Source organism: Legionella saoudiensis (genome assembly GCF_001465875.1).
GTDB lineage: Bacteria > Pseudomonadota > Gammaproteobacteria > Legionellales > Legionellaceae > Legionella > Legionella saoudiensis.
Window position 1 is genome coordinate 808,998 of the sequence record NZ_LN901324.1, and the last position, 13,570, is coordinate 822,567.

The following is a 13,570-nucleotide window of genomic DNA, read 5'->3' on the forward strand; positions in this document are numbered from 1 at the left end:
AAAATATTAAAAATAAAATATAGCCTTACGTTACTAGGATTTACTAGAAAGTGCATCTTAAAAATAGACTTGAAGAGTCCGTCAATAAGCTTACGATTTATGTTCCTTATAATTTTATGACTTATCCAAGGGTTTTGGCGTGATTTGAAATGGGGAGGGTGCTTTATAGCCCTCTGTGGGTTCATTTCCTTCAAAATCTACAGTTGATTCTGGATTGTTGCGCCTGGAGTTTTCTAGTTCGCTTTTGTATTGTTGCGTTGTTCCTCGAACAGTCACTAATAACGCGAGCTCCCTTGTTTCTCTCAATGGTTTGGGTGGAGAGGCAAGACAAGACCCTACATACACATTGATTCGAGCAGTATCAGACTCCTCATTTTCTTTCCATCCAGGTTCAACATTTCTAGAAAATCCGAATTTTTTAAAAAACCAGTCAAGCCCATGACCCAATTTAACTTCAGGGGCTATAATTACATCAGCCAAAACGTGTCCATACCCATGTCCATAGCCATTTTTCGTATCATCGCCATTGGCAAAATAGATAACTGCTGATTTTTCTTTTACATCTATGGCCACCCATCCACGCCATTGATTCATATCTCCTGAATGAAAAGCCGTTGTAACCTCGCCTGCATCATCAAGTTGCAGACCTAAACCCAATCCCCACGCCAAGTGTTGTCTATCTTCTTCTGGAACACCCATATCAATGGCCCATTGGTCCTCTGTCAGTAATATTTGCGGTCTAAATGCTTCTTGCAACGGATTAGTATGACCTGTGATATGAGTTATCTGGGAAAGCGCCTTATTTGATAACCTTTCAATGAATTCACCTACGGCCTCGTGGGAAAATGAGTGATGTAACTCTTGAAGCTGCGAACCAATGCTATCTAATTCTATTTCTTGAACGGTACCTTTTTGTTTGTTGTAATAGAAAAAACCGGTTTCAGTCAGAATATAGCGTGAACATGCTGAGGTTTTTTGATTTTCCGGGGTTGGGACAACGGACATTCTTGCGAAACTACAGTCTTTCTCTTGCATCCAAGCTGCAGTAAGCAGGGCATAATCTCTAGCGGTGGTGTGTAAGCTGTTCGCTGCATGTGGAATCAATCCACTTTTAGTTGGTGGTAAAAAGCTACTATTGTTCATTTTTAGCGGTATGAATACTTCCTCTTTTGCAAGTAGTTCAAGGGGGGCTGTTTGGATTTCAATGGCTTTTTGTAAATAGTATAAAGCGGCGTTTCCATAAGCATATTGAGCACCTAATTCAAAATCCATTCTAGGAGCACCATTGATAGGGATACCTGTTGTATGGGATAAAACCATACGAGGAGTTATTTGTTTTGCTTTTTGAATAAACGTATCGCTCACGGCTCTATCAGGGGTATCACCAGGATTGAACACCTGGTTATAGAATTCTTTTAGTTTACTCTCTTCATTTGGAAGAATTTCAGAAATAGGTGTATCCAAATCAAATACCTTGCCATCAGTTGTTAATAACTTTTTATCCGCGATTAGCTTAAGAACTAAATAGGAAAATACGGGCTTACTCAGTGAGGCTGCGCCAAAAACAGTTTGTTCCTCTACGGATATCCCGGGAGTATCTGCATGCACATCTGTTTTTCCTATTGGCAACGTTTTAATTGGAATGGTCTCTTGTAAGTTAAGATAGGCAATGGATACACCAGGTATCTCGCCTTTTTCCATTCTCTCTTCAATTACTTTTTTGGTTGGTCTTGGCATAGACACTTACCCTATTCATAGTGTTTATTAATTATATTGTATTATTTGTGGTCATTGAAAAGCATTTGATTTCGAAAATACCTTCATTCTCAAATCGCAACTGGAAGTCCAGATGAGGTTAGATAATCATCACCAGGCGTCTCGGGTCTAAACAAATTGACATCTTGTCGATGAAGCCGGATGTTAAATCGGGGAATTAAGCTAAGATTAGTTGAATCTCATGTTATCTGATTTAGTAGTTACCTGTCTCGCTAGTGTTTGGTGGGCTAAAAGAAATGCTCAGGTCATATCAGCAGCTATTAATCGAGTTTAATCAAACCACCCACCATTAGGTCTTAGAGTTCTCGCTAAAGCCTTGTTTGATGAGCGGTTTGAACAATTAATTGGGCTGATAATATAATCCTTGCTCAAGAGACTCTCTAAGTCCAGCAAGTGCATCTGCTTTTGCTCCACATCGAAACCTGGTTACTTCACCTGGAATAAAAAGAACCCAAAGCATTAACTAAATTAGTCCTATTCTCGATAGATAGCTCAGTCATCCATGGCATAAAATTATTACTCGTATCGATAAAAGACACCTCTCGATTACCCGCATAACACTGCACCTTTTTCATGAGCTGCGAGCCAACACCTTGAAATCGACGGGTAGGGCATACAAATAAATGATTTAAAAACACCTCATCCTCATAATCGCTAAATAAAGCAAAACCAATAATTTCCTTTTTTGACAATGCAATTATTGCAAACTTATGGGAATACTCACCACCAAAACTCAGCACGTATTGAGAAAGCTCCAATTTACTAATACGAACGCCGCTTTCTTGCACAACACTCCATGTATCATCCAACAATTCGTTAGTTAAATAACGCAGGCTAGGTTTAGAGCGAGAAAACCTGGAGTCATCGAAAAATTTACCCATCGGACTTATCTCCGTTGATTTGCACAAAGTGTATTCATATCAGCCCATATTTAAAATATACAGAGTAAGTTTATATTAATAAATATGTACACTTTTAATATTAGTTAACTTTTGTAGGTCTATAATTATACATACTGGTCATTGTTTACCCTGTGTGTGGAATATGCCTATCCTAGCAGAACAAATACTTCATAAAGCGCAATCAGAATTTACAAAAGAAAAAGTGCAACATCCCGATCTTAAAACAACTAAATTAAAAGCAGATAATAATGGTAATCTAAAAGGCCCTTTCAAAAAACTCATTGACGACTTACAACTAGCAAAATATCCCAGTCCGCCATTTACCTGCCAACAGCAATCTATAGAAATTGACGGTAAAACCATACCTGTTACCTATATTAAAACCGAAGGACAGATAAACTTATCCAGCGAGCAACTGCATGAGGTGAGTGTCAATTCACTTTTGTTAAGAAAAGTAGCCTTAGCCGCAACACTAGAAGCCTATGCAGCCCAGCATGTAACAGGAAAAAGCCAACTAAAAGCGATTCGTGCTCAAATAGAACAACTAGTAAACGAATCAATTCAAGAAGCAATAAAACAAGCTGAGAACCCTAAACAAAAAGTGAATACCTATGATGAAACCAATGAGTTCATCAATAAACTAGGTACCATTTTAAATAACAATACGCAGATTAAAAAACATGATGAAGCAGTTAGGATTATCAAAGGCTATGAGCGTTATGTTCTTTCTGAGATGAATGCTGGAAGGGTTATCATTAATGAAAGTACTGTAACTACGAGCAAAGGTAAAAAGAATCTTATTCAAATGGATATTCCTTTGGACGCCCAATTAACTGAGGCACAGAAAAAAGAATACCTCCGAGTACTAGATTCTAAAAAACCTGAATGGTTTCAAAAACTAAAACCAGAAGAGCAACGCTGGTATCAGGAACGAGTGAAAAGGGCGACTAAGTCTGCTGATGGTTGGACTAAATTTGCGCAGGAAGTCTATGGGACTTCTGCGATGCAGCAAGCGCTTGAAATGAAAAATGCCAGGAAAAACTATTTTTTTATTGATGGAACATTACAAAGTGAAAGTACAAAAAATGCTACACTCAATGCGATTGAGGTACCTAAAAAAGAACGCCAACAGATAACTATTCACAATGCGGAACAATTAATAGAAAACCAGATACAAAATGCTGAAGCGCGATTTAGAGCACATTGGGGATTAAGTCCTGACGCAAAATTACCCGGTAAAATAATGATTGCAAGCCAAAGCTTGCTAAGCCCATTATTGGGTCTTGCTGATGATAAGATGATCAATGCGCAAAAGGCAGCAGTTGAGCATTTAGCTAAAGATCCTCGATATAAAGATAAATATCAAATTGTCTTTGGTAATGATGCCGTTAATATTTTCCGTAAAGCTCAGGCAATCGATTGGAAATATACAAATGAGGTAATGGATTATTCAAGAACCCTAATAACAAACCTTCAACAGGCTGGGGTTGATAACAATCATCCTCAGATGAAGTTAATGACTGCAGCCTTAGCTGAATTAGAAGCATTAAAAAGATCTCCTGATTTGGGTGATCGTAATAAAGCAGCCTTCAAAACAGCACTTACCTCCATTCTGATTGAGGCTGCTGGGGGTAAGGTCAGTACCAATTGTAAAAGTGGTAAAGACCGTACAGGCCTTGAAGAGCTATATCATAATGCAATGCTAACTTATTACAGTTTATATAATGAATTGCCCAGCTATAACGATGGTCCAGAAAAAAGAGAACAATTTATTGAAATTTTTTCTCATTTATTCAATACATTAAAGATCCATGAGTCAGCATCTGGAAACACTATTGGCGCATTTGGTATTAAAGACAGTGCAAAAATGCTTTGTTCTGATATCGCTAAAGCATTGGGTGCTAACTATACCATGAGTAACAGCAGGGCCAATATAAACAAAACTGAAGAGGCTTTTGTTAAAAAAGTTCTTAAAAAATTTGATCAAGATAAAGCGGTTGTTGAGGCTGATGTATTTACCGATTTTGCCTTGGAAAAACTACAGCATCGTAAACATGAGCTGGAGCAAAAATCTGGCAAAAAAGAGAAAATTGCTGTCTTGGATCAATTAATTTCAGACATAAAAAAAGGCAAAGAATTAATCCCTGCTTTAAATGAATTTTTATCTAATGAGAAAAATAAGCGTACTTTTGCATCTAAAACGGGATTAGGCCAAGATCAAACCATTAAATTAGTTAAAAAAATTATTAATGAATATGAAAATAACAACAAATTAATTGAGGAAAGAAAGCAATACCAAAAAAGAGAACAAGAATTATCAAAAGCACCTGGAGTTAATACGAAGCAACCAGACCCCCGGCCTGAAATTCCAGCTATGCAAAATCCACGAAGCAGTATTCAGCAGGCTCCAAAATCCGCACCACCACAACAACAAACCGTACAAGCACAGCAATCTGGGCCCATACAACAAGCAGAGCATGCGCAAAAAACTGCTCGAGCTCCTAATCAAGAACGGCTCGATTTCGAGAAAAACCACCTAAAACAATTGCAAACTGAGTTAGCGAAAGTACAAGCCGAAATGGAGACAAAGAAGCGCCAACTTGACGAAATAAGAGAAAAATTAAGTATTGATAGAGGCGAATTAGAGCTTGCATCCACGGCGTTACTTAAAGAAAAAGAAACCGCCAATCAGATGGATATAAAACTAACCCAAGAAATTGAACTGTTAGACCATCTTCATACAGCTCTTCAAGTACAAAAAGATGAACTTCATCAATTAGAAAGTGATTTAGAACAAGTTTCTTCCATATCAGAGCAAGTAAATACTCAAAAAACGAATCTCCAGCAGCTAACAGCGGAACATCAACAAGAAAATAATCAACTTGAACTCCTTATTCAATTGCAGCAAGAAAAGGGAACTCTTGATAAGCTAAAGCAAGAACATAATACAGAAGCATCAAAGTTAGAATCCGACGAGATATTACTTAAAAATCAAGAAGATAAAAAGCAATCTTTAGAATCTAAAAAATCTCAAATGACGGGCGAGCTCAATAAAATTCAAGAAGAGAGCACACAGCAGGAAAAAAATACATCGTTTATAACCAGAATTGTTAATGCAATTACGTCCTTTTTCAAGTCCATTTTTGGTTCCGCTTCAAACAAAGCCGAAAATAATCTGGCAGCACAAAAGAGCAAAGAAATTGAACAATTACAAGCTGAGATTAACCAATTAGATAATAGTATCGAACAACAGAAAAAAGCCGTTCACAGCCAAATGGTTAAAGTAAGTGATTTAGAAACACGTATTAAAGAACAAACCAGCAAAATGCAGCCAATCCAAGATAAGGTAGGCGTTAATAGTGATTTAAACGAAGAAATAGACAAACAAACCAAAAAAGTTGAAAAATTAGTAATCGAAGTCATGGAAACGGAACAAGATATTGCTCAATTAAAAAAAGCAGAAGCCAATAACCAGATTAAAGTCCAAGAGCTTACAGAAAGTATTAACCACCAAAAAGAAGTTATCAGCAATACCCATGTGATAATTGATGGAAAAGAACAAGCCATTAAAGAACAACAACAGAATTTAAATACTCGATTAGGTTCCATACGAGAAATGGAACTCCAAGTTGGCGAGAAACAACAATCCGTAGAGAAAGATAGATTATCACTGCATGCTTGTGAACATGCTATTCACCAAAATGGAACGCAACAACGTCATCTGCAAAATAAAATCATAAAACAGGAAAAGAAAATTCACCAAGAAGAAAAACAAAACCAAGATAACACACATAAAAGCGATAAACATGTTCATATTGAACGTTCAATGTCTCTAAAGCAAAAGCTCCAAGACTCAAAAATGCTAGAGCATAACGAACTACACATTAATCAGCCTGTGGTGAGAGTGAAGTGATTAACCCAAGATGTATTCTTAAGTCTGATTATTTTGATAATCAGACTTTGTGTAATAATAGTAGGGAGAATCCCACTAATAAGTGCAACTAACTCGTCTAGTTAGTTGCACGCTAAATAAGACCACATTCTTGCAAGGTTTATTCCATTTCACCTCCTCAATATATCCATCATACTCGAATTTTTTTCTTCTAAAGACATTTCACCATTTCACTTTCCATATGGCAGAAAATATTTTTATCTAAAAATAGATAAAAAACACAACTAGTTAATATTTTGTTAATGTTTACGATTTATTATTTTGATCATAATTTTATATATAAGGTCAAATTATGGGTAAAGTAATTCTTATACATGCTAATTGTAAAAATCCTACTGCAAAAGGCGATTTTGCTTTTGCAGGTAATATGGCAAAGGACATTGTTCACGAACTGGCCAATCAGGGAATAACGGATATCGATGTCGTTTTAGTGAGTACACTTGATGGGATACATCGATTTTCAAGTATGTATGGAGCTCCTGTGAGTGATCGCGTATCGGTAGAAGGTACTAGTATTGCCCTGTCTTCTTTGGAAACGTTTGATGCGGTTGACAATACAGTCGTAGCATTTATTGATGCCAACCGTTGTAAGCATGCTCCAACAGATATTATCAAACGAGTTCTTTCCCCTGATAGTAAATTCTTATTTGTGGGGAATGTAAATCAGATGGCTTTTGCAGATTTGTTTACACAATCTCTCTACCGCATGCAAGCGAAGATAGATCAAGCAAAACTCTATGATTCTTTTGATGATGGCGATATGTTGATTGGAAGTGCTGGTCTTGGGTCGGATCGTCTAGGTATCCCCTCGATTACCAAAGCAGAAGATTTACCTACATTATCAAGTTCTGATCAGGCAAAGGTCCCCACAGGGAATTATGGATTTATGTATCTTGCTGCAGTAGATCCTTCTAAAGATTACAAATTAATTGCACAATACATTAAATTAAGTGATCAAGACAAATACATCCTTGTTGGGCAGTTCACCAATAAAAAATATGAAATCGAATATGCTTATGATCATGATATGACCTTAACTACGTCCAAACCTCTGCCGGCAATTGAATACCACCAGTCATTACCAAACGGCGTGATGCGCCAAACGGTCGCCCACGCGAGCGGTTCATTGGTTTTGTCAACTGGTGTTACAAGTACTTTGGAAGCAATGCGGGACAAAAAGTTACCTTATTATCAAGATATGGATAATAATACAGAATTTGTTGCAGCTTATTTAATTGCAGTGAAGTCAATAGTGTCTAGTGATACATCCTTATTTGGAGCAATCCCCCAGATGATTATTGAACTGTCTAGCTTACTTTTTGCTAACAAACCATTAAGCAGTAAGGATATGGAGCGCACCGATACCTTGTTAAAGTTGGATTCTGTTAGCTCAAGATTAGTGAACACAAATCAAGCAATTATCGATAAATCAAGCGGTAAAATCGCACCTAGGCTCCTTAGTTTTCTTGGTGAATCACGAAAAACAAATGATTCAGTACAACTTGCTCACGTGTGTGCCTCATTACGTAAAACAGGTGAAACAGGCAGTCCAGTACATGATCAGGCTTTAAGAAGAGCTGCGACTTGGGGACGTTTATTTGAGCTTAAGGTAGTTATTAAATCCATGTCTAAATCGGCTCTGGATAAAACTGATCCTACTTATGAGCGTTCTGCACTGCAATGGGCTGTTGCTAACAAAAATTTTGATTGTGCTCGCGCATTGGTAAAGGCAGGCGCTTCTTTAGACCTTCAGGACAAAGATGGTCAAACTGCATTGCATAAAGCAGTGAAACTAGGTGATCGACAAATGATTAAAATGCTTATAGATGCTGGTGCTTCGATAGATATTCCAGACCGCTCATACCATAGCCCTAAAGATTGTGCTCCGGATAGCGGCATTTTATTATTTATTAATGATTGTCATTCTCATATGAGAAGTCAAACCCTGTAAGCATCATGTAACCCATACAGTATAATCAAGATTGGATGACCTATTGTCAATCCAATCTTGATTAACTGTCGATGGCGGCGCAACCCCGTGATTGATATTGCCCATCTTGATCAATCGACTCACCAGCGCGAAGTGGATAGCTATATCCACATGCTGCATTGAACTAGAATTATCTCAGCTAAGTAAAGCAATTAGACGATAAAGAAAGATAAGTGTAATATTAAAGAATATTATTGGTATCAATAAATTAAGAGATTAAAATGCAGCGCATATTCTCCCTACTAATCTTAATCCTTGCTGGATTAATTCTAGTCCTTTATGGGCATGAATCAATCACTTCTTATTTGCAAAACTGGATACATCCCAAACCCAAACAACTTTGGTTTTGTCCTGCCCCTGACCAAGTGGTAGCTAACCAATCAAACCCGGGTGCTTTTACTGTTAATGGATTGGATTGGGTCATTGATTACCATGGTTGGACGATTCCAGAAAAAATAGGTTTCATGCAAGTGCTAATCACAGAAGATTACAATGTAAGTTGCTATTACCGTTGGAGTAACCCTAAAGAACCTGGGACTAATTTATGGATGACGGTTAAACTATCTCCATTAGTTACTCAGACAATTAGCACTTATGGCTCCTATTGGCAACAAGATAAGTCTTCCAGTATTTGTTCTGCAGGGATTAATGCTTGCGCTTTTGAAATAAAATAATCAGGTGGTTGAGCTTAACAGTCAACCCCCCTTCCTAATCTCAAATAATTTTCCCTACCTCTCTTTTTATGCTAAAAATAAATCATTAACGTGTAATGAAGGAATCTGTATGAGTCTAACGGAAGAGATGGTCCTTGAGTATTTAAAAGATACAAATCTTTTAACAGAAATTAATAATCATGATGTTAAAGATGAATTGGGATGTAAAACTGGGCAGATGCCGCTAACTATAAATGTATGCAAAGAATTAATTGATGGCTTGATTAACCAGGATACTGACGAGGAAGAGCTCAACGAGCAAGAGAAAGAGTCCTTAATTCGATTACGTGATGCTCTTGAAAGTTTACCTACGTCCATAAGCTTTCAATCGATTTATTCAATGATCATGGGGATGGATAGCCTACAAAAAGAATTGCTTGAATCGGTTAATGACTACCTACAGAATATTCTGGAATTTAATGAGCATAAGTTATTACTAAAGGCTGTTGTGTTAGTGCTTAAAATTTTAGAGTATGATTTAAGCAAAAAACCTGGACCGATCGTTGTGGGCTATGGATTTTTTACGAAGGAAATTTTGTCTGATGACGATAGAAAAGAAAATCATGCCATTGTAAGTGAACTTCTGAACCGAATTATTGAGCAATTTAATACACTCTATGAGGTCAGCTCTACATCTGCCAGTGCCGTCTAAAAGCTACAGTGCCAGTGATGACGCATTCCAAAGTTTCGTACATCACTGGGTTGCTTCACTTCGTTCGCAATGACACAGTTTTATTAAGATGACTTTGCGTCATTGAGAACGTTGTGGTGTTGTGAAGCAACTCAGGATTTAGCTCGTTACTTCAATTTTTTGGGAAAATCATAGTTACAATTTCGTTGCGTTATACACACTTTGTTCGGGTTCTACTAATCCATGAAAAATTAATCTGATTGCGCATACAAGCCGCAAGATGTAGGTTCGAAAGCTGCTGGCTACCATGCAACCAATTGATTTACCTAAAAGTATTCCCTACTAAGGATAAAAAGACGTATGATACCAATATCTTTTAGTAAATACGGACATTAAATGATGAAAAAAACACTATTAATAATGCTTCTATCAGGAATAATAGCGGCATCATGTACCAAACAAGATGTAATCACTGATGATGCTGGCGGGTTACATTATACAACTCCTTATCAAGATGATACGCGAGGAAGAAACGTCTTTCCCAAAACCTGGGATGTTAAAGGGAAAAAATTATTTGTATTTGATCCTAAAAAATACGCCTGGGCTGCGTATGATGCACAAGGTAATCGAGTGATGACTGGCAGTGCTTCGGGTGGAATGAACTACTGTGATGACATCAAAGAAGCATGCAAAACGGTAACAGGAACGTTTACTGTTTTTAATAAAAAAGGGCCCGATTGTAAATCAAATGAATACCCTATTGCTAAAGATGGGCATGTGATTGGTGGAGCTAAAATGCCCTATTGCATGCACTTCCATGATGGCTACGCTATTCATGCAGCTTATGAAGTTCCCAGAGCAAATTCTAGTCATGGCTGCATCCGCGTGCTGCCTGGTGCTGCGAAGTGGTTAAATGAGCACTTCATTGATGTAGGGACCAGAGTATTAGTTCTTCCCTATGCATAAAATGCAATACATATTTCATAAGCATTTTGCTGCGAAATGGCAGGAGCAGTCCTAATTTGGGCTCGAAATATAATTCGAGTTTCGCATCCCTGATTAGGACTTGCCTTCATCAAGCTACAGTTGATTACGTAAGCGCTTAAATTTCTTGCATTTTATTCTTGTAACTCTCAAAATCGCTTTTTTATCCTACCCCCTAATAAGGAGATGCCATGCAGGGATTGTTTGAATTTTTTTTTGGACCTCGCAGACCCTCAATTACCCATACCGGCACAGATGATATTGAATTAGATGAAATTGCTAATGATACGAATTTTATTCGAAAAGGCAGTGGCTTAACTACTGTCAATGGTACTGTTGGATATAATGTTAAAATAGATATTTCAGAAGGTGACGTAATTATTAGAGGCAACATTGGCGGTAAATGCCTGATTTGTAAAGATGGAAATGGGGCATTAACGATTGATGGCGATGTAGCAAGAGATTTAAAATTAACCCTTTATGGTCAAGGGACAGTTTATTTTACCCGCAAACCTCATGCGGATGTTATAAACTCTATTCGTAGAGAAAGCGTTAATGCTCAAATTTATTGTGCAGGTAGGCTTCTGCTGGCACCAAACCCAAGCTATGTTCATCATAATATGGGTCGCTCTACTGAAACACGAGTTGTTGAAGTTGAGCGTATTGTAGAACGAGTAGTAGTACGAAACGTGCCCGTGCCCTCGCCTTCACAGCAAGCTTTTGAGGATAAGTACGATAAAGATACTCAAATTTATATTGATGGACAGCGAAAATATGAAACCATTGCTGCTCGTATCGAAAAGTTAGGTACGTTAAGCCCTGAAGAAGAGCGGCTACTCGCGGTATTTACCGATCCGATTACATTGGATTATTTCAATGATGTTCCTGTTTGCTATAAAGAAAAATATTATAACTTGTCTACCTTGTTACAAATAGGGATGGATCCTATGTCACGAGAGGCATTAATGCTCTATAAAATTAACCCTGCTCGTACTTTAGTGAATAATTTTGAAGAAATAATGGATAAGATTCAAATAAATCGCAAGGAAGCTGTTGCGAACTCTGAATCTGTGGAAGAAGAATCTAACTTTCGTCCATAAATGGTAACTTAATCCATATTGCTAATGACGCTGCCTGTAAGAGGCCACAGCATCGTGGCCTTTTTAAAGCTTCCGATAAATTATGGGCGCTTGAGAAAATTCTCTGTCGTTAGTAGGCCCTACTAAAAAATTAGATTTGTTCAAATTTAATACTTGAAAAAACAAACCATCAGCCTATATTTAAATCAGAATGGATTTTATTAAGGCAGTGGTATGATGTTACCCTTATTGAAACAACAAAGCGTTTCACCTTTTAGCACCACAAGAACTCAAATCAAACAAGTTAATGCCCTGGTACAAAAAATCAACAAATATCAGCAAAAAAATCTACCTCGGAAGGCATTGCGTTATGTGGACAAGCTAGCATCATACATACAGAAACTTGATGAGGAAGACAAGATAAAGCCTGCGATAAAAGCATGGGTAGAACAAAACTCACTTGATGAGCTTAGAAAAAGCCTCAGTAATGCAAATAAGCAGCATGAACTACAACAACAAGTAAAACAGCTAACCGAAAAAGCAAAATTATCAAGCATTTACCGAATGGAACACAGCCCTTCAACTTATCCTGACCTGATGGGTAACAAACTAAAAACCGTTGATGAAAAATTAGAATTCCAATCATTAAATGCGGAGAATAATCCAGCAATCGTAGTTACTAATCCAGACACACATATGACTTTTACAGTTCGTTTCTTTCGCATGTTAAATACAGAGGGCAAACATCTTTCTCCAAAAGAAATTCGCGAGCAGTGCAGTAAAGACATGCCACAAATTCCTGCCCCTTTAGCGATGGAGCGAATTACTAAAGAAGGCAATGATGAATTATATTTTGAATACAGCCAGTTCTATCCCGAAGGTAATTTAAAAAACTTTTTTGAAAATTTACGTGCACAAAAAGATCAAGACATTATTAGCGAGCTAACATTCGATAAAACCTTATTGGACTGTAGCAAGCAATTGATGGAGTTTCTCGTCTCGCTAAATGAGCGTAAAGTTTGGTATACCGATATGAAACCAAGTAACATTTTATTAAATGACGGAAAAATTATCCTTAGTGATATTAAAGGCTTATTGGCAAGTCAGTCATGTAAAACTCAAAGCAATATGATCAACTCCACTAAGGGCTACTATTCCTCAAGTGTTTTCTTCAATGATCATTCGGTTAATCTTGAATTATTACAGTGTCAAACCCTAGCGGCAACAATTTATCAGTTAACTTGTGGCGAGCTACCAGAGCCACATGGGGACATTAACACTTGGAAAAATACTTATGATTTTAGCCATCCAGGATTTCAAAGTGAGCATGGACAATTCATAAAGAGCATTATTGAGCTCCTTTCTGCCAACATCCCCATTCCTATGGAAAAAGCTTTGGCTCGAGTAAAAGAGCAACTGGCGCAAATGGAAAATAATCCGCCACAAAATGAAGCTGAGGAAGGCAATGAGCTACCCGTTGAACATAAACTCCATGAAAAACAGGGTCAACGATATATGAAATTATAACAAAACTATGGCTTGG

At 37.5% G+C, this 13,570-nt stretch carries 9 protein-coding genes; 7 read left to right on the plus strand and 2 right to left on the minus strand.

The genetic code is table 11. The annotated features are described in order from the left end of the window. Nucleotides 1-114: 114 nt before the first annotated feature. Nucleotides 115-1,737, minus strand: coding sequence for a serine hydrolase domain-containing protein (locus tag BN3124_RS12545; RefSeq protein WP_058535131.1), 1,623 nt, complete (start codon nt 1,735-1,737; stop codon nt 115-117). A 470-nt stretch (nt 1,738-2,207) separates the two neighbouring features. After that, nucleotides 2,208-2,657, minus strand: coding sequence for a GNAT family N-acetyltransferase (locus BN3124_RS12550; RefSeq protein WP_058535132.1), 450 nt, complete (start codon nt 2,655-2,657; stop codon nt 2,208-2,210). Between the two features lie 163 nt (nt 2,658-2,820). Here BN3124_RS12550 and BN3124_RS12555 point away from each other — a divergent pair, with 163 nt between their 5' ends. The 7 genes from BN3124_RS12555 to BN3124_RS12585 all read left to right on the plus strand — a co-directional run bounded on the left by BN3124_RS12555 (nt 2,821) and on the right by BN3124_RS12585 (nt 13,554). Continuing rightward, a complete protein-coding gene (locus BN3124_RS12555) occupies nt 2,821-6,591 on the plus strand; it encodes a hypothetical protein (protein WP_058535133.1) in 3,771 nt (1,256 codons plus the stop codon). A 331-nt stretch (nt 6,592-6,922) separates the two neighbouring features. Further along, entirely contained in the window at nt 6,923-8,581 is a 1,659-nt protein-coding gene (ankY, locus tag BN3124_RS12560) for a Dot/Icm T4SS effector AnkY/LegA9 (RefSeq protein WP_058535134.1), read from the plus strand. A gap of 260 nt (nt 8,582-8,841) precedes the next feature. Next, complete coding sequence (locus BN3124_RS12565) at nt 8,842-9,294, plus strand: hypothetical protein (RefSeq protein ID WP_058535135.1); 453 nt, start codon at nt 8,842-8,844, stop codon at nt 9,292-9,294. Nucleotides 9,295-9,403: 109 nt separating this feature from the next. After that, nucleotides 9,404-9,985, plus strand: a complete 582-nt coding sequence (locus BN3124_RS12570) for a hypothetical protein (protein WP_058535136.1) — start codon at nt 9,404-9,406, stop codon at nt 9,983-9,985. A gap of 378 nt (nt 9,986-10,363) precedes the next feature. Next, on the plus strand, nt 10,364-10,930 hold the full coding sequence (locus BN3124_RS12575) for a L,D-transpeptidase (RefSeq protein ID WP_058535897.1): 567 nt from the start codon (nt 10,364-10,366) through the stop codon (nt 10,928-10,930). A 209-nt stretch (nt 10,931-11,139) separates the two neighbouring features. Continuing rightward, on the plus strand, nt 11,140-12,048 hold the full coding sequence (locus tag BN3124_RS12580; protein WP_058535137.1) for a DUF4097 family beta strand repeat-containing protein: 909 nt from the start codon (nt 11,140-11,142) through the stop codon (nt 12,046-12,048). A gap of 213 nt (nt 12,049-12,261) precedes the next feature. Further along, on the plus strand, nt 12,262-13,554 hold the full coding sequence (locus tag BN3124_RS12585) for a protein kinase family protein (protein WP_149865264.1): 1,293 nt from the start codon (nt 12,262-12,264) through the stop codon (nt 13,552-13,554). Nucleotides 13,555-13,570: the final 16 nt, after the last annotated feature.